General features: G+C 70.2%; 15 protein-coding genes. 8 read left to right on the top strand and 7 right to left on the bottom strand.

Annotated features, from left to right (window positions below; translation table 11 throughout):
• Positions 1-95 precede the first annotated feature (95 nt).
• The 7 genes from ABMQ42_RS10865 to ABMQ42_RS10835 all read left to right on the top strand — a co-directional run bounded on the left by ABMQ42_RS10865 (position 96) and on the right by ABMQ42_RS10835 (position 6223).
• Entirely contained in the window at positions 96-1010 is a 915-nt protein-coding gene (locus ABMQ42_RS10865; RefSeq protein ID WP_349723005.1) for a LysR family transcriptional regulator, read from the top strand.
• Between the two features lie 104 nt (positions 1011-1114).
• Positions 1115-2242 (top strand): FAD-dependent oxidoreductase, encoded by a 1128-nt coding sequence (locus ABMQ42_RS10860; protein ID WP_349723004.1) that lies wholly within the window; start codon positions 1115-1117, stop codon positions 2240-2242.
• Positions 2239-2841: a cupin domain-containing protein gene (locus tag ABMQ42_RS10855; RefSeq protein ID WP_349723003.1), complete on the top strand. Its 603-nt coding sequence runs from the start codon at positions 2239-2241 to the stop codon at positions 2839-2841. Before ABMQ42_RS10860 ends, ABMQ42_RS10855 begins: the two co-directional genes overlap by 4 nt.
• 1 nt (position 2842) lies before the next feature.
• Entirely contained in the window at positions 2843-3265 is a 423-nt protein-coding gene (locus tag ABMQ42_RS10850; protein ID WP_349723002.1) for a VOC family protein, read from the top strand.
• Positions 3262-4041 (top strand): SDR family NAD(P)-dependent oxidoreductase, encoded by a 780-nt coding sequence (locus ABMQ42_RS10845; RefSeq protein ID WP_349723001.1) that lies wholly within the window; start codon positions 3262-3264, stop codon positions 4039-4041. The genes ABMQ42_RS10850 and ABMQ42_RS10845 overlap by 4 nt, the downstream gene beginning before the upstream one ends.
• 36 nt (positions 4042-4077) lie before the next feature.
• Positions 4078-5256, top strand: coding sequence for an alpha/beta hydrolase family protein (locus ABMQ42_RS10840; protein ID WP_349723000.1), 1179 nt, complete (start codon positions 4078-4080; stop codon positions 5254-5256).
• A 1-nt stretch (position 5257) separates the two neighbouring features.
• Complete coding sequence (locus ABMQ42_RS10835; protein ID WP_349722999.1) at positions 5258-6223, top strand: fumarylacetoacetate hydrolase family protein; 966 nt, start codon at positions 5258-5260, stop codon at positions 6221-6223.
• 149 nt (positions 6224-6372) lie between these two features.
• Here the strand turns inward: ABMQ42_RS10835 and ABMQ42_RS10830 are convergent, their stop codons facing one another.
• From ABMQ42_RS10830 to ABMQ42_RS10800, 7 genes are all read right to left on the bottom strand, one after another.
• Positions 6373-8082, bottom strand: a complete 1710-nt coding sequence (locus tag ABMQ42_RS10830) for a long-chain-fatty-acid--CoA ligase (RefSeq protein ID WP_349723170.1) — start codon at positions 8080-8082, stop codon at positions 6373-6375.
• Positions 8083-8179: 97 nt separating this feature from the next.
• Entirely contained in the window at positions 8180-8785 is a 606-nt protein-coding gene (locus ABMQ42_RS10825) for a PadR family transcriptional regulator (protein ID WP_349722998.1), read from the bottom strand.
• 193 nt (positions 8786-8978) lie between these two features.
• Positions 8979-10382 (bottom strand): vanillate/3-O-methylgallate O-demethylase, encoded by a 1404-nt coding sequence (gene ligM, locus ABMQ42_RS10820; protein WP_349722997.1) that lies wholly within the window; start codon positions 10380-10382, stop codon positions 8979-8981.
• Between the two features lie 49 nt (positions 10383-10431).
• Entirely contained in the window at positions 10432-11307 is an 876-nt protein-coding gene (gene purU / locus ABMQ42_RS10815; RefSeq protein WP_349722996.1) for a formyltetrahydrofolate deformylase, read from the bottom strand.
• 12 nt (positions 11308-11319) lie between these two features.
• Positions 11320-12126, bottom strand: coding sequence for a methylenetetrahydrofolate reductase (locus tag ABMQ42_RS10810; RefSeq protein WP_349723169.1), 807 nt, complete (start codon positions 12124-12126; stop codon positions 11320-11322).
• 220 nt (positions 12127-12346) lie between these two features.
• Complete coding sequence (locus ABMQ42_RS10805) at positions 12347-13819, bottom strand: aldehyde dehydrogenase family protein (protein WP_349722995.1); 1473 nt, start codon at positions 13817-13819, stop codon at positions 12347-12349.
• Between the two features lie 498 nt (positions 13820-14317).
• Complete coding sequence (locus tag ABMQ42_RS10800) at positions 14318-15700, bottom strand: alpha/beta fold hydrolase (RefSeq protein ID WP_349722994.1); 1383 nt, start codon at positions 15698-15700, stop codon at positions 14318-14320.
• Between the two features lie 206 nt (positions 15701-15906).
• Here ABMQ42_RS10800 and ABMQ42_RS10795 point away from each other — a divergent pair, with 206 nt between their 5' ends.
• Positions 15907-17121, top strand: coding sequence for an ABC transporter substrate-binding protein (locus ABMQ42_RS10795; RefSeq protein WP_349722993.1), 1215 nt, complete (start codon positions 15907-15909; stop codon positions 17119-17121).
• Positions 17122-17123 lie beyond the last annotated feature (2 nt).

The following is a 17123-nucleotide window of genomic DNA, read 5'->3' as shown; positions in this document are numbered from 1 at the left end:
GGGACGCGGAGGGATGCCGCGGCCCGAGGCTTGTGACTCGAGCGTAGGTCGCCCGCGCCCGCGGTGGCCATGCGCCCACCGGATACCATGCATCTGTGGTCGACGAGGAACCCGATCTGAACCTTCTGGTGGCGCTGCGCGCGCTGCTGGAGGAGGCCAACGTCACGCGCGCGGGCGAGCGCGTCGGCATCGGGCAGTCCACGATGTCATCGGCCCTGTCGCGGCTGCGGGCGCTGTTCCAGGACGAGCTGCTGGTGCGCGTGGGCCGCGACTACGACCTGACGCCGCTCGCCCGTCAGCTGCTGCCGCAGGTGCAGCTGACGCTGCCGCTCGTGGCCCAGGCGCTCGGGCAGACCGAGCCGTTCGACCCGGCCACCTCGCGTCGGCGCTTCACGATGGAGATGACCGACTACGCGGCGCTCGAGTTGCGCCCGCTGCTCGCGCTGGCCAGCGCCGAGGCTCCGGGCATCAGTGTCGAGCTGTCGAAGCTCGACGTGGTCCCCACCGAGGGCAACCGCGACCTGCTCGCGCACGACTTCGTGGTGGCACCGCCGGCGATCGGCATCGACCTCGACGGCGTCGAGCTCTTCCGCGACGAGTACGTCGTCATCGCCGACCGCGACAATCCGGTCGTCGCCTCCGGCGCGATCTCTCGGGAGGACTTCGCGGCGGGCCCCAGCGTGCGCTGCGAGTTCGGGCACGCGCACATGATCCCCGTCGAGCGGCGCATGCGCGAGCTCGAGCTCTGGCCCCCCGTGCGCGTGACGACCTCGACGCTGCTGTCGATCCCGCTGGTGGTGCGGGGCACGTCGCTGATCGGGGTGGTGCCGCGCCGCCTGGCGCAGCGCAACGCGGCGGTGACCGGAACCGTCTTCGTCCCCACCCCGTTCGCGCCGGTGGAGCTGATCGAGCGCATCTGGTGGCATCCCTCGCGGGCGAACGATCCCGCGCACGCCTGGTTCCGTGCGCTCGCGGAGCGTGCCCGCGCCGACGGACTGTTCGCCGTGTGACGGCGCGATAGCAGTCATCGCGCACGACGATTGGTTCCGACCGCCGATCCCTCATACGTTCGAGCGGTGAGGCGTGAAGACGCGCCGTGAGAGGAATGGCGAGGATGTCGGTTCGGAATGTGCTCATCGTGGGCGGTGGATTCACCGGTTTGACGACGGCGATCGCCCTGGCACAGCGCGACGTGCGGGTCACCCTCGTCGACAAGGCGCCGGCATGGGCGCGCGTCGGCCACGGCCTGACGATCCAGGGCAACGCGCTGCGGGTGTTCAAGCAGATCGGGGTGATCGACGAGGTGCTGGCGGTCGGCCAGCCGGAGGAGGGCCTGACCCTCACCCTCGCGAACGGTCATGTGCTCGCCGAGACCCACACGCCCCGTACGGGCGGTGACGATCTGCCGCCGACGATCGGGGCCCTGCGTCCCGACCTGCACGAGATCCTCGTGGCGAAGGCCGAGTCGCTGGGGGTCGAGATCCGCCTCGGGCTCGAGCTCACCTCGTTCGAGACGCACGGCGACGAGGCGACCTCGGTGCTCTCCGACGGCACGACCGAGACCTGGGACCTCATCGTCGCGGCCGACGGCATCAAGTCGCAGAACCGGCCGAAGATCGGCATCACCGAAGACCGCGCCCCCAGCGGGCTGGGCATCTGGCGTGCGGTCACGAGCCGCCGCCCCGACATGACCGGCGGCATCGCGTTCCCGACCGAGGACGACGGCGGAGCCTTCAAGGTCGGCTACACGCCGGTCAGCGACACCCAGTGCTACATCTTCGTGCTGTGCCGTCCGCAGCGCCCCGACAACGGGCTCGAGGACTGGCAGGAGGTCCGCCGTCTCATGGAGAACTACCACGGCGAGTACGACGCGCTGCGCGAGTCGATCACCGCCGACACGTTCTTGAACTTCCAGGAGATCGAGTGGATCTTCGTCGAGGGCCCGTGGCACACCGGCCGCGTCGTCGCGCTCGGCGAGGCCGTGCACGCCGTGCCGCCGCTCATCGCCCAGGGCGCCGCGCAGTGCCTCGAGGACGCGGTGCTCTTCGCCGAGTACGTCACCGCCGAAGGCGATCTCGAACAGCAGCTCGCCGACTTCTACGCGCGCCGCATCCCGCGCATCAAGGGCGTCGTCGACGCGTCGATGCAGCTGGCGCAGTGGGAGCAGAACCCCGGCACCCCCGACGCCGACCCCGAGCGGGTCATGAACGACGCGCTGCTGGCGCTGGTGCCCGCACCATGAGCACCGGGGAGGTGGATGCCGCGGCCGCCGGCCTGCCGGAGGGCACCGTGCCCCGCCGCGTGGTGACGGGCCACGACGCGAACGGGGTGTCGGTCGTCGTCTCCGACGGGATCGTCCCCGTGCACCGGGTCATGCCCGAAGACGGGGCGGGCTTCTACGAGGTGTGGCAGACCAGCGGGATGCCGGCGCCGATCGTCGCCGACGAGGGCGATCCCACGATCGGGTCGATCCGAGTGCCGCCGCCGGTGAACGGCACGAAGATCCGCGTGAACGAGTTCTTCCCCGGGCACGTCGGTCCCGAGGGACGCCAGTCGCCCGTGCACCGCACCGAGTCGGTCGACTACGGGATCGTCCTGGAGGGCGAGATCGTGCTCATCCTCGACGACAGCGAGACGACGCTGCGCGCCGGCGACATCTGCGTCCAGCGCGGCACCGACCACGCCTGGGCGAACCGCACCGATCGGGTGTGCCGCATGGCGTTCATCCTCATCGACGGGCACTTCGAAGACGAGCTGCTCACCGTGCTGCCCGGCGATGTGCGCGACCAGCTCATGACCGCGGGGCCGCACGGGCCCGGCGCGCGGGGGGAGAAGAACTGAGATGACCCTGCACATCGACCACGTCGGCCTGTCGGTCGGCGATCTCGACGCCCAGCGCGACTGGTATCAGCGCGCGTTCGGCTTCGGCGCCGCGGGCGCGTTCGACGTGCCCGGCGCAGGTCTCCGCGGGGTGTTCCTGATCGGCCCCGACGGCATCGCCCTGGAGCTGCTCGAACTCCGCGGGTCGACGCACCGGGCAGCGGCATCCACCCCTCCCGACGAACTGCTCGCGCAGGGGTACGGGCACGTCTGCTTCCGTGTCGAGAGCGTCGACGAGACCTTCGCAGCCCTCGTCGAGGCCGGCGCGATCGTGGTCACCGAGCCGGGGCCGTCGCCCGAACCCGGGGTGCGCTTCGCCTTCGTGACCGACCCCGAGGGCAACTTCATCGAGCTGCTCGACCGCAAAGGACCGGTGACCGCATGACCGATCTGCAGCTGCCCGGCATCGCCGGCAATCTCTTCGTCGTCACCGGGGCCGCCGGCGGCCAGGGCGCGCAGGAGGCGCTGCTGCTGGCCGCGCAGGGTGCCGACGTGGTCGCGGCCGACATCCGCGACGATGCGCCCGAGCTGCTCGCCGATGCCGCGGCACTGCCCGGCACCGTCACCTACCGCACGCTCGACGTCGCCGACGAGGCGGGCTGGCAGGCGTTGGCCGCCTCGCTCGACGGCCGCACGGTCAAGGGCCTCGTCAACAACGCCGGCGTGACCCAGCGCACGCGCATCGGCGCGGTCGTGCGCGAGGACTGGGATCGCGTGCTCGCCATCAACGTCACGGGCCCCATGCTCGGCATCCAGGCCCTCCTTCCGCTCATGCGCGAGGGGTCGGCGATCGTGAACGTGGGCTCGGCCGCCGGCATGACCGGCCACTACACGGCGGCATACACCGCCAGCAAGTGGGCGATCCGCGGGCTGTCGCACTCGTGCGCGACCGAGCTCGGGCCGCGCGGCATCCGGGTCAACCTCGTGCACCCGGGCTACATCCACACCGACATGACCGCGAGCGCGCCGGCCGCGTTCCTCGCGGCGAACGAGGCCGTCTCGCCGCTGCATCGCGGCGGGCAGCCGCAGGAGGTCGCGAACGTGGTGGCGTTCCTGCTGTCGGACGCCGCCTCGTACGTGACCGGCGTCGACGTTCCCGTCGACGGCGGCCAGTACGTCTCGGGTGTGGCCACCTATCTCTCCGACGCCGTGCGCGCCTAGCCGCGGCATCCACCCTCCCCTGCGAAGGAACCCCCTATGTACATGTACTTCCCGACCAACTACGTGTGGAGCATGTCGGTGGTCGCGACCCTCAACAACGGCGGCCTGATCGACGACGTCGACAAGGCGTCGCGCCCGGTGCTCGAGGCGTCGGAGCACGGCGATGACGTCGGCACCGAGCTGCTGTACGCGTCGTGGCAGGCCGTCGCCGACCGGCTGCTGGCCTCGGCGCAGGAGGACGAGGCGCGCGGCTGGCGCCGCGGCGCCGCCGACAAGTACTACCGCAGCGCCCTGTACACCTCGCAGGCCGAGCGCCTGCAGTCGCCGAAGTGGGAGGGCCGCAAGGCCGCCTACCAGAAGTCGATCGACCTGCTGCTCAAGCACGTCGAGCTGGGCGACGTGCCGTTGACCACCGTCGACGTGCCGTATGCCGGCGACGATGCGCCCGAGGGCTCGGCCTTGCCGGGCTACTTCTACCGCGCTCCGGGCGAGGGGCCGCACCCGCTCATCGTGATGTGGAACGGCCTCGACTCGACCAAGGAGATGATGTACACCTCCGGGTTCGCGCAGGAGCTGGCCGAGCGCGGCATCTCGACGCTCATGATGGACCCGCCAGGGTCCGGCGAGGCGCTGCGCATGCGCGACCTGCACGCCCGCTACGACACCGAGGTGTGGGCGGCGTCGACGCTCGACTGGATCGAGGCGAACGCGTCGGAGCTGGGGGTGGATGCCGCGAAGGTGGGCCTCGTCGGATGGTCGCTGGGCGGCTACTACGTGCCGCGCGCGACCGCGTTCGAGAAGCGCATCGCGCTGGCGGTCGCCTGGGGCGCGAACTACGACTGGGCCGCTGTGCAGGAGGCCCGCCGGCGCCGCGAGGGCGAGAACCCCGTGCCGCACTACTGGGACCACGTGCACTGGGTGTTCGGCGCGAGCGACATGGACGACTTCATCGAGAAGACGAAGAACATGCGGCTCGAGGGCGTCGTCGAGAACATCACAGTGCCGTTCCTCGTGACGCACGGCGAGGGCGACCGGCAGATCCCGGTCGAGTACGCCCACAAGGAGTACGAGGCCGCCGTGAACTCGCCCAAGCGCGAGCTGCGCATCTTCACGCAGGAGGAGGGCGGCGCCGAACACATCGGCCTCGACAACATGCCCTACGTCTCGCAATGGACCGCCGACTGGGTGGCGGAGACCTTCGCAGAGCTGGCCTGACATGCGCATCGCGCGGTGGGAGACGTCCGCGGGGCGCGCCGACGGGTTCGTCGTCGACGACCGTGTGGTGCCGTTCCCCGGCGGGCTCACCGTCGCGGACGTGCTGGCGCAGGGGTTGGATGCCGCGCGCGGCATATACGAGCGGGTGAAGGGCTCCGCGGGCACGCCGCTGGCGGACGTGCGCCTGCTCGCGCCCGTCGCGCCTGCCTCGATCCGCGACTTCGTCGCGTTCGAGGAGCACGTCGAGGGCGTCAGTGCCTCGGTCGACGGCGAGGGCGGGGTGGTGCCGGAGTGGTACGAGGCACCCACGTTCTACTTCACGAATCCGCACACCGTGCTCGGCCCCGGCGCGCCGGTCGCCCCGCCGGTCACGCAGCGGCTCGACTTCGAGCTCGAGATCGCCGTGGTCATCGGCGCGGCCCCCGGTGTCGGTGAGACGAACCTGACGGCGGCGGAGGCGGCATCCACCGTCTTCGGCTACACGATCATGAACGACTGGTCCGCCCGCGACCTGCAGGCCCGCGAGATGAAGGTGCGGCTGGGGCCCGCGAAGGGCAAGGACTTCGGCCTGAGCCTCGGACCGTGGATCGTGACCGCCGACGAGCTCGAATCGTATCTCGATGACGACGGGTTCCTGGCCGTGCGGGCCGAGGCGTGGGTGAACGACCGGCTCGTCGGTGAGGATCTGGTCTCGAACATGGGCTGGCCGCTGCCCGAGCTCGTCGCGTACGCGTCGCGCAACTCGCGGGTCGTCCCGGGTGACGTACTCGGCTCGGGGACGGTCGGCAACGGCGGATGCCTCGGCGAGCTGTGGGGCCGGGGCGTCGACATCCCGGCGCTGCAGACCGGCGACGTCGTGCGGATGGCTGTCGAGGGCATCGGCGAGCTGACGGCCGCGGTCGGGCCCCAGGTCGCGGCGCCTGAACTGCCGCCGGCCCGCCCGCGCAGTCGCGCGCGCCGGCGCTGATACGGCCGCCGCGGCGTCCCGGCCGCCGGTGCTGAGGCCCCGCCCCGCGGCATCCCGCCCCGCAGCTCTGTCGGTGTGGGGCGTTTCCGCGCGCCGGAGCGCGCGACGGCGACAGATGTGCGCGGCGCGCGGGCCGGGGGTCTCCCGGACTACTCCTCGTCGGCGGCGCGGGTGGCCTTGCGGTCGGCGATGAGCGTGTCGCGCACGCGGCGGCGCAGCACCTTGCCGATCAGCGACTTCGGCAGCTCGTCCCAGACCAGGTACGACGTGGGGCGCTTGTACTCCGCGAGGCTGTCGCGGGCGGCGGTGCGTGCGGCGTCCTCGTCGAACGTCGCGCCCGGCTCGAGCACGACCACGGCCGTCACCACCTCGGCCCCTCCGCCGCGCGGCAGTCCCACGACCGCCGACTCGGCGACGCCGGGCACGCCGTTCACGACCCGCTCGACCTCGCTCGGCGAGACGTTGAAGCCGCCGGTGATGATGAGCTCCTTCTTGCGGTCGACGACGGTGACGAAGCCGTCCTCGTCCTGCACGACGAGGTCGCCGGTGCGCAGCCAGCGGTCGTCGACCATGGCGGCGGCCGAGTCGTCGGGCCGGTTCCAGTACCCGCCGAACACCTGGGGACCCGCGATAAGCAGCTCGCCGACCTCGCCCTGCGCGACCTCGCGGGTGGGCTGCTCGGGATCGACGACGCGGATGTCGGTGGACGGGAACGGGATGCCGATGGCCCCGATCTTGCGGACGTCGCTGAACGGGTTCGCCAGCGCCACGGGGCTCGTCTCGGTCATGCCATAGCCCTCGTTGAGCATGGAGCCGGCCAGGTCCTCCCAGCGCTTCACGATCGCGGGGGTCAGCGTCATGGCGCCCGAGATCGAGTACACGACCTGACTGAGGTCGAGCTTGCCGTCGCGCGCGACGCGCGCGAGCCGGTCGAACATCGGCGGCACCGCCGGGATGAACGTGGGCGGGAAGCGCTTGGCCGCCTGCGCCACCAGCTCGGGGTCGAACGTGGGGAAGAGCACCGCGCGCGATCCGGTCTCGACCGAGTAGATCACCGACAGCAGCAGCCCGAACGAATGGAACATCGGCAGCAGACCGTAGATGCTGCCCGCACCGCGCTCGAACTGCGGCATCCACGCCGCCCCCTGACGGGCGTTCGACCAGAGATTGCCGTGCGTGATGATCGCGCCCTTGGGCGTGCCGGTCGTGCCCGACGTGTACTGCAGGCACGCGGTGTCGCCCACCTGCGGACGGGGGTGGGATGCCGCGAGCGGCGCGCTGCGCTCGAGTCGCGCGAACGGCACCGTGCCGGGGGCGGGTGCGTGCAGCGCCGCGCGCGAGGCGCGGGCCTTGGCGATCGGCAGCCGCAGCGCGAGGCGCGTGCCGAACGGCATGGCGCGGGTGACGTCGACGGAGATCACGGTGCGGATGCCGAGGTCTGCCGGCAGCGCCTGGATGGTGGGCGCGACCTTGTCCCACGCGATGACGGTCTGCGCGCCGTGGTCGCGGAACTGCGTCTCGAGCTCGTCGGGCGTGTAGAGCGGGTTGTGCTCGACGACGATGCCGCCCACGCGCAGCACGGCGTAGAAGGCGACCACATGCTGCGGGGCGTTGGGCATGACCAGCGCGACGCGGTCGCCGGCCTTCACGCCGAGTTCGCGCAGCCCGTTGGCTGTGCGCGCGACCCGGTCGGCGAGCTGCCGGTAGGTGACCGTCGCGCCGAAGAAGCTGATCGCGTCGCGGTCGGCGAACTCGGCGACGCGCTCATCGAGCAGGTCGCACAGTGAGCCGGTGGCCGTCTCGATGTCGATGGGGGTTCCGGGGGCGTAGAACCGGTTCCAGGTGCGCGCCTCGTTCATCTGCACCGATCAAGCCTACGCGCCGCGCCGCGGCGCCACCTCCGGCGCCGCGCTCAGACCGAGGCCGCCCCGCGCTCAGACCGAGGCCGCGCCGCGCTCAGACGCGGGCCGCGGCATCCACCCGCGACGCGAGCCGGTCGACGAGCTTCAGGCCCCGGCGGGCCCAGTCGATCTCGCCGCGGGCGCGCTCGGCGAGCCCCTCGTACGAGAAGCGCTTGTACTCGATCGTGGCCTCGCGCTCGGTGTCGGGCGTGACCTCGAGCCGGCGGTTGAGCATCGAGCTGTCCATCCGCGCGATGTGGTCGAGCTCGCCCTGGAACGCCTCGAGCTCGCTCTCCCAATAGGCGATGTGCCGGCGGAGGAAGTCGCGGGCCGCCGCAGGCGTCGTGTTCTCGAGGTACGCGGCGCGCAGATGAGCAGGGTCGCGCACGCGCTGGTAGTCGAGCGGCGTGGCCATCCACTCCCGGTATGCGCGGTCGCCGGCCTCGGTGACGTGGTAGACGCGACGCATGCCGCGCTCGCCGCGGCGTTGCTCCTCGCCGACGATGAGGCCGTCGCCCTGCATCTTGCGCAGCTCGGGGTAGATCTGCGAATCGGGCGCATGCCAGACGTGCCCGACCGACTGCGAGAACTGCTTCTGCAGGTCGTAGCCCGAGAGAGGGCCGACCCGGAGGATCGCCAAGAGTGCGTAGCGCAGGCTCATACCACTCCTTCCGCAACGAGGTTAGCGGTGCGCGCCGGGATCCGCCGGAGCGTTACGCACCGTCTCGTCATCGGTGAGAGTGCATCTGGTGGACGAGAGGTAGGGAACCACCCATGCTCTCGTCCGCCCGTTGCACTCTCAACGAGAAGCGGGCGGGAGGGGGGGATGCCGCGGCCCGCGGCATCCCCACCGCTCAGTCCTGTCCGTACCCGGTGCGCCAGCCGCCGTGATAGGTCTGCCGCGCGACCGTCGAGTACGGCACCGGGCTGACCACGGCGCGCACCGCGACCTGCTCGTGCGGCTCGACCGTGGCCTTGGTCGTGTTCGGGTCCTCGCCCCACAGCACGGTCACCTCGGCGCCCTCGGGCACGTCGGGGTTCACGGTCGCCAGCGACAGCGCGCGGCGCTCGTTCGAGCTGTAGCCGGTGAACATGGAGTATCCGACGACGGCGCCCGCGGCATCCGTCACCGCGTCGTAGTTCGCCGAGCCGTAGTTGGCCAGCGGCAGGTCGAAGAACTTGTAGCTCGGGCCCTCGACGTCGAACAGCGAGGCGTAGAGCTTCGTCATGTCCTCGGCGTTCCAGGCGAGGGTCACCTTGCGGCGCTGGGTGTCCGGGTCGATCTTCTCGAGCGCGTCGCGTCCGATGAAGTCGTGGTCGAACTTCACGAACGACCCGTAGCCGAGCTCCCAGGGGGTCAGGTAGTAGTCCTCGATGTCGTCCGAGACGAACGATCCCGCGAGCGTCCCGGTGGCCTCGTAGCTGTCGACGCCGAGCCACTCGCGGTAGCCGCGCTCGCCCTCGCCGGTGTAGATGGCCGGCAGCGGCGAGGGGATCCACCCCGACTCGAGCGTGTTCGACGGGTACGCGCGCGACCCGACCGGCAGCATCCCGAACTCGGCGCCGGCGTCGATGATGGCCGCGGCGATCGCGTCGTGGTCCTCATACGGGCCCCAGACCTCGAGACCGGGCGCACCGGCCATGCCGTGGCGCAGCGTGCGCACGGTCTTGCCCGCGATCTGCATCGTCGCCATCGTGAAGAACCGCAGCTGCTCGAGCGGCCCCCCGTTGAGCTTCTCGATGATCTGCCACGCCACCGGCCCCTGGATCTGGAAGCGGTAGTACTGGCGCGACACCGCGTGCCCGTACGGCCGCGACGGCGAGCGGCGGTCGACGCTCAGGTCGAGGTTCGCATACCCGCCGGTCTCGGCGTGGTACATCAGCCAGTTCGACGCCGGCGCCCGGCCGACGTAGACGTACTCGTCCTCGGACTGGTGGAACAGGATGCCGTCGCCGATCACATACCCCTGAGAGGTCGTGGGCACATACTGCTTGGCACGGTCGACAGGGAAGTTCGCCACCGAGTTGATCGCGGTGTCGCTGATGAGCCGGATGGCATCAGACCCGCGCAGGAACACGTTGTCCATGTGGTGGGTCTGGTCATAGAGCACGGCGGTGTCGCGCCAGGCACGCTGCTCCTTGATCCAGTTCGTGAAGTCCGCGGGGACCACCGGGTAGATGTACGACCCGATCTGCGAGTTCCGCAGCAGCTCGACGGGATTCGTCTCGTCGATCAGCTGTTGCAGGTTGTCTGCCATGGGAACCTCCTTGTTCATGGATGGTGGATGCCGCGGCTGCGGCGTCCGGTCAGGTGAAGACGATGGTGTGGTTGCCGGATCGGATCACGCGGTCTTCGGCGTGCCATTGCACGGCGCGGGCGAGGACTTCGCGTTCCACGTATGCGCCGCGGGCCTGCAGGTCGGCGGCGGACATCGAGTGGTCCACCCGGGCCACGTCCTGCTCGATGATCGGCCCCTCGTCGAGGTCCTTGGTCACGTAGTGGGATGTCGCGCCGATCAGCTTCACGCCGCGCTCCTTCGCCTTGCGGTACGGGGCGGCGCCGATGAACGCGGGCAGGAAGGAGTGGTGGATGTTGATCACGGGCACCCCGACGTTCTGCAGGAAGTCGTCGCTGATGATCTGCATGTACCGGGCCAGCACGATGAAGTCCACGTTCCCGGACACCAGCTCGAGGATCTTCGCCTCGGCCGCGGACTTGTCGGGACCCTGCGAGGGCACGTGGAAGAACGGCACCCCGAAGGTGCGCACGTCCTCGGCGGTGTTGGTGTGGTTGCTGATGACCATCGGGATGGTCACCGGCAACTCCCCGCGCCGGTGCCGCCACAGCAGCTCGAGCAGGCAGTGGTCACTGGTGGAGGCCAGGATCGCCATCCGCTTGGGGATCGACTGATCGGTCAGCTTCCACGCCACGCCGTACGGCTCCAGCGTCCCGGCCAGATCCGCCTCGATCGCGGGGACCGCGGCGGCCAGATCTGCCCGGTGGAACACGACCCGCTGGAAGAACTCCCCACCGGCCGGGTTGTCGGAGTACTGGTCCAACGAGACGATGTTGCCCTCGTTGCGGGTCACCAGCGCGGTGACCGCCGCGACCAGACCCGGCTGATCCGGGCCGTGCACGATCAGGCACGCGTGATCACGCAGGGCTTCGTTGTGGACTGTCACAGAGGGGCCTCCTCAGGATCGTTCTGCGATGAAGCGGTCGGCCCACTGAGCCGTCGCCAGCAGTCCGCCGAATGTGTAGAAGTGGAGCTTGACGCTACCCGATGCCGGGTCCTGCGCGAGCAGGGCCGACAGGTCGGTCACGAACCGGTCGGGGCCGGCCGTTCCCATCAGGTTGGTCAGGCTGAATCCGTACTTCTTCACGATCATCGCATTCGCACCGATGCCGAAGCGGCGGGCGAAGCCGAGGAGTCGCTTGATCCCCGCGGGGCCGGGGGTGCCGATGCGGATCGGCGTGTCGATGCCGCGTCCGCGCACGGCGTCGATCCACGTCAGCACGGGATCGGTGTCGAACGCGAACTGGGTCAGGATGACGGCATCCAGTGCCTGCTCCTGCAGGGCCGCCGACTTGTCCTCGAGGTGCTGCCAGAGCACGTCGGTCGCGATGTCGGGGTGCCCCTCGGGGTAGCCGGCGATCGAGACCTCCTTCACGCCGTACTGCGGCAGCACACCGGTGCGGATGACGCTCAGCGCGTCGGCGTATGGCCCCTCCGGGGTGGCGGGGTCGCCGCCCACGCAGAACACGTGCTCGGTCGCGCCCACCTCACGCAGCGCCGACAGGAACTCTTCGAGGTACGCCTGCGACGGGATGCGGCGGGCCGAGATGTGCGGCACGGGGGTGAAGCCGAGATCCTTGACCCGCTTGGCCGCCGCCACGCGCATCTCGAGGTCCTCGTTGCCGAGGAAGGTGACGTTGATCTTCGTGCCGGCAGGGAGGGCCTGCGCGGCCTCTTCCAGTCCCGGGACGTCTTTGCCGGTCATCTCGAGTGAGAAGCCGTCGACCAGGTCGAGGGCGGCGGTCGTGTCGGGTGCGGGGCTGTGCGCTGTCACGTCGGGATCCTTCCGGGCCACAGGAGCGCTGCTCTGCGCTCGTTCGCCACTTTAACTATGCCCATAGGTAAATAGCAAGAGGGAAAAGCGGATGCCGCGGCCCGCGGTGCTCTCGTTCGATCACACGCCGCGGCCCACGGCATCCAGCCCCCTAGTCTGTGGCGAGGTTGAAGACGATCGAGTGCGAGCGCTGGTAGGACTCCATGGCCTCCGGGCCGCCTTCGCGGCCCCAGCCCGACGCCTTCACACCGCCGAAGGGCACCGACGGGTCCATCAGCGCCCAGCCGTTGATCCAGGTGATGCCGGCCTGCAGGCGGGAAGCGACGCGGTGCGCCTTCGCGAGGTCGCGGGTCTGGATGCCCGAGGCCAGACCGTATGCCGTGCCGTTCGCCAGCGCCACGGCTTCGTCTTCGGTGTCGAACGGCTGCACGGTGAGCACCGGGCCGAAGATCTCGTCGACGACCGCCTCGGCGTCCGCCGCCAGATCAGCGAGCACGGTCGGCCGGTAGAAGAACCCGTCTGTGCCGACCCGTTCGCCACCGGTGACGACGGTGGCCCCGGCATCCTTCGCCCGCTGCACCATGCCGGTCACCTTCTCGAGCTGGTCGGCGCTGGCGAGCGGGCCGATGACCGTCTCGGGCAGTGTCGGATCGCCGAACGGCACCTGCGGCACCGCATCGCGCAGGATGCCGAGGACCGTGTCGTGGATCGGCCGCTCCACGAGCAGCCGGGGGCCTGACATGCAGAACTGGCCGGAGTTGAACACGAACGCCGAGATCACGGTCTGGATCGCCTGGTCGAGGTCGGCGTCGGCGAACACGATGTTCGCGGCGTTGCCGCCGAGTTCGGCGGTGAACGGGGTGAGGGATGCCGCGGCGAGGGATGCTGCATGCGCACCGACCGCGGTGGATCCGGTGAAGGCGACCTTGTCGACGTCGGGGTGCGAGACGAGGTGGTCGCCGATCGTCCCGCCCGCCCCGGTGACCACGTTGTACACGCCGTCGGGCACGCCCGCCTCGGCGAGGATGCCGGCCATGAGCAGTGCCGACAGCGGGGTGTCGGAGGCCGGCTTGTGCACGACCGTGTTGCCGGCGATCAGGGCCGGGGCGATCTTCGAACTCGACAGGATGAGCGGGAAGTTGAAGGGTGTGATCGCCGCGACGACCCCGAACGGCTCCTTCTTCACATAGGCGTGGGTGGCGCCGGTGGTCTCGCGCACGGCGCCGTCGAGATGGTGGCCGTAGGCGGCGTAGTACTCGAACAGCTCGGCCGCGTTGTTCACGTCGACGAACCGGGCGAGCATGATCGGCTTGCCGACGTTCGCCGACTCGGCCTGGGCGAGCTCTTCCGTGTGCTCGCGCATCAGCTCGTACGCGCGCTGCAGGATGCGCGCGCGCTCGCGGCTCGACATGCGCGGCCACGGGCCGGAGTCGAAGGCATCGCGCGCGGCGGCCACCGCGGCGTCGACGTCTGCGGCGCTCGCCCGGGCGACATCCGTGATTTTCGCGCCGGTGGCGGGGTTGATGACGTCCTGGCGGGATCCGTCGGAGGCATCGCGCCACTGTCCGCCGATGAACAGGCGGCCCGGAGCGAATGCGGCGACAGGAGGTTCGGTGATGGTCATGGCCAGTTCTCCTCTGTGAGAGCGACATGCGCGGGCCGGTGCCCGGCCGGGATACCGGCGGCCCGCCGTTGGTTCGAGTATGGCGCGCGCGCCGGGGTGCCGGGCCGGTGCTCGGCGCCCCGTCCCGTTGATTCGGCAGTCAGCTTCTGCAGCTCTGAGCTCGACGCACCCGCCGAAGGCGACTGCTGAACCGGGCGCACCGAATCAGCAGTCGATATCTGCGGCCGCGAGACGCGGCGGGTTGCAGATACCGACCGCTGAACCGAAGGGTGGATGCCGCGGTGCGGTGCGTGGGCGGCCGCGGCGCGGTGCGTGGGCGGCCACGGCGCGGTGCGTGCGCGGCCGTGTCGAAACCGCGGCCCGCGGCATCCACCCCCTTCGTTCGGTCGTCACGAATCACCGTTTTCTCGCGCTACGGCGGTGATTCGCGACGACCGAATGCCGGCGCGGGGGCCGACGCCCGGCCGACGCCGGGGCAGGCGCCGGCCGCGACGAGCGTCAGCTGCGCGACCAGCGGTGGTGCACGGGCGTGTAGCTGCGGGCGTTGGCGAACACCGGCGGGCGGTAGTCGATGAAGCTGCTGTCGCCGTATCCGGTGCGGTCGGCGGCGCGGGTGAGGGCCCGTGCCGTCGTGCTCGGCCAGTGACCCGTCGACACCCGGGTGTGCAGCGTGTTCAGGGCGCCCACGATCTCGGCGGCGGTGAAGTTGCAGTGCCCGATGGACTGCGTGTACGCCTGCCGCAGCAGCGACGCGCGGCCGGCGCGCTGCACCTGCTTGGCGTACAGGTTCTCGTACGCGATCGGCGCGAGCTGGTCGCTGATGGTGTGCATCGTCAGCTCGGGCACCGTGATGCGTCCGGTGACCGTCGAGGTCGCGGTCAGCGACTTCAGCGCATCCGTGTCGGGGGCGATGTCGGCGGTGCGGGTGAGCGTGCGCAGGTCCTTGTCCAGGTTGAGTCCGGCCTGCCGGTAGAGCGTGCGGATCTGCGCGTAGTGCTCCGAGGAACGGATCAGCTTCGCGTAGTCGACCCCGACGTTCCACGAGGCGTTGCCGCCGGCCGAGGCCTCGATCGACGGGCGGCCCGAGATCGTGAAGCTCAGCATGCCCGGCAGCCAGGCGGCCTCGTGGGCCTCCTGCTCGGTGTACGACGTGGGCGGCTCGTCGCCGCTGATCCAGTCGGGCACCTGCATCAGCGCGGCGGCCAGCGCGATGCGGGCGCGACCCTCTGCGGTCTGCTGCCCGGCGTTCACGGCGTCCGTGAGGGCGGTCGTGGCCGCCTGCACCTCGGTGGCGTCGGCGTAGTCGACGAGCTGGATGTCGGGGTCGTCCGCCAGCAGCTGCGCGATCGCGTGCTCGCCGTCGAGCTGGTAGTTGTTCAGGTTGACGCCGCCGCCGAGCAGGCCGCAGGTCGACAGCGCACCGTCGATGCGGCCGTTGCCGCGCTCGGCCTCCTGCGCACTGATGAGCCCGCCCATCGAGGTGCCGAGCGCGAGTACTTGGCGCGGATGGCCGATGACCTTCTTCGCCGCCGCAAGGGCGGCGAATTGGTCATCGGTCGCCGAGGCGAGGGCCCACATGGTCGAGCCGCTGTACGACGAGCCGACCAGGGCGTAGCCCGAGTCGAGCAGTGCCTCCTTGGTGGCGGCGTTCGGGGCGTCCGATGCGTTCAGCGGGCCGAAGCCGTGGCTGTACAGCACGAGCACGCCGTTCCAGTGCGCGGGCTTGTCGGCGATCCAGGTGGCGCCGTCCGCGAGACTGCCGCTGAAACTGGTGGACGTGTCGGCCGTCGTCTCGACGGCCTGGGCGGCGATGCCGCCGGTGAGCACGAGCGCCGACGCGGCGACGATCGTGGTGAGGGCGCGTGTGATCCTTCTGGTCATGCGAACTCCTTCGTCCGGTGGGTGACGGAGTCAGGAGTATCAGGAAACCTGATAATTGCACAAGGGGGTGGATGCTGCGGATCACGGCCCGGCATCGATCGCGGATCGGGGGTTGACGGGGCGGTATGCGGCGTTCATACTGCCTGATAGTCAGGCAACCTGATACCCGCCCGGCTTCCTGCATTCAATGACGAATCGGAGTGACGATGAAGTCCAAGACCCTGCATGCCGCCGCGGCCCTCGCGGTGGCATCCGTCACCGCTCTCGCGCTGGCCGGCTGTTCCGGCGGCGCGAGCACATCGCCGACCGGCAACGCCGGCGGCACCATCAAGATCGGCGCGGTCATGCCCCTGACCGGCGCGCTGTCGGCGCTCGGCGCGGGTGACAAGGAGGCCGCCGAGCAGGCGGTCGACGACATCAACGCGGCCGGCGGGATCAACGGGCAGAAGGTCGAGCTGACCGTCGCGGACGACAAGACCGACCCGACCGAGTCTGTGAAGCAGTTCAACCAGATGGCCTCCGACTCGAGCTACTCGGCGATGCTCGCGAGCTCGATGACCTCCGCCGCGGCGGCCGTGAGCTCCAGCATCCTGCAGTACAAGATCCCGACCATCGCACTCAGCCCCGTCGACCAATACGTCGACGGCAGCAACGCGTACGCGTTCACCTCGCCCGGCAGCACGAAGATCTACGCGCAGGCGCTCGTCGACTACTGGAAGACCCAGGACGTGAAGAACGTCGCCGTCGCCTACACCGGCACCGACCTCTACGGTCAGACCGGCGAGAAGTCCACGAAGGAGCTCGCCGAGGCCGCCGGGATGAAGATCGTGCTCGACGAGTCGTACGACCCGTCGGCCACCGACTTCACCCCGCTGATCACGAAGGTCGTCGCCGCCCACCCCGACGCGTTCGTGCAGTGGGGCTCGGGACCGGCGCCGGTCATCATCACGAAGCAGATCGCCGGCAAGGGCGTGCCGTTCTATGTGACGGGCTCGCAGGCTTCGAACCTGTGGCTGGAGCCGTCGGGGGATGCCGCCGAGGGCGTCATCGGCGCGACGACCGCGGCCCTCGACCCCGACGCGCTGCCCGACGGTGCGTACAAGGATCTCGTGATGGCGGTCGCGACGCCCTGGCGCGCCGCGAACAAGAACGTGAACCCGCCCGAGTTCGCCTACGGCGGGGCGACGGCGATCCAGCTGATCAAGAACGCGATCGAGAAGGCCGGCTCGACCGACCGCGACAAGATCCGCGACGCGCTGGAGCAGACCGACCTGCTCACGCCGAACGGTCACTACCACTACAGCAAGACCGACCACATGGGGCTGGACTCCAGCGCCATCGGCATCATGGTCGTCAAGGACGGGGTGTGGAAGGCCACCGACTGGCAGATCGACAAGTTCAAGACGGACGCCCCGAAGTAGCC

Source organism: Microbacterium sp. KR10-403, assembly GCF_040196215.1.
GTDB lineage: Bacteria > Actinomycetota > Actinomycetes > Actinomycetales > Microbacteriaceae > Microbacterium.
The sequence above is the reverse complement of the archived record's forward strand: the minus strand, read 5'-3'. Positions and strand labels throughout refer to the sequence as shown.

What these genes read in the sequence shown, in the direction of transcription:
- ABMQ42_RS10835 (WP_349722999.1), top strand. Translation starts at nt 5,258, where the DNA reads ATGCGCATCGCGCGGTGGGAGACGTCCGCGGGGCGCGCCGACGGGTTC.
- ABMQ42_RS10855 (WP_349723003.1), top strand. Translation starts at nt 2,239, where the DNA reads ATGAGCACCGGGGAGGTGGATGCCGCGGCCGCCGGCCTGCCGGAGGGC.
- ABMQ42_RS10810 (WP_349723169.1), bottom strand. Translation starts at nt 12,126, where the DNA reads ATGACCGGCAAAGACGTCCCGGGACTGGAAGAGGCCGCGCAGGCCCTC.
- ABMQ42_RS10830 (WP_349723170.1), bottom strand. Translation starts at nt 8,082, where the DNA reads ATGAACGAGGCGCGCACCTGGAACCGGTTCTACGCCCCCGGAACCCCC.
- ABMQ42_RS10800 (WP_349722994.1), bottom strand. Translation starts at nt 15,700, where the DNA reads ATGACCAGAAGGATCACACGCGCCCTCACCACGATCGTCGCCGCGTCG.
- ABMQ42_RS10825 (WP_349722998.1), bottom strand. Translation starts at nt 8,785, where the DNA reads ATGAGCCTGCGCTACGCACTCTTGGCGATCCTCCGGGTCGGCCCTCTC.
- ABMQ42_RS10805 (WP_349722995.1), bottom strand. Translation starts at nt 13,819, where the DNA reads ATGACCATCACCGAACCTCCTGTCGCCGCATTCGCTCCGGGCCGCCTG.
- ABMQ42_RS10795 (WP_349722993.1), top strand. Translation starts at nt 15,907, where the DNA reads ATGAAGTCCAAGACCCTGCATGCCGCCGCGGCCCTCGCGGTGGCATCC.
- ABMQ42_RS10860 (WP_349723004.1), top strand. Translation starts at nt 1,115, where the DNA reads ATGTCGGTTCGGAATGTGCTCATCGTGGGCGGTGGATTCACCGGTTTG.
- ABMQ42_RS10840 (WP_349723000.1), top strand. Translation starts at nt 4,078, where the DNA reads ATGTACATGTACTTCCCGACCAACTACGTGTGGAGCATGTCGGTGGTC.
- ligM (WP_349722997.1), bottom strand. Translation starts at nt 10,382, where the DNA reads ATGGCAGACAACCTGCAACAGCTGATCGACGAGACGAATCCCGTCGAG.
- ABMQ42_RS10850 (WP_349723002.1), top strand. Translation starts at nt 2,843, where the DNA reads ATGACCCTGCACATCGACCACGTCGGCCTGTCGGTCGGCGATCTCGAC.
- ABMQ42_RS10845 (WP_349723001.1), top strand. Translation starts at nt 3,262, where the DNA reads ATGACCGATCTGCAGCTGCCCGGCATCGCCGGCAATCTCTTCGTCGTC.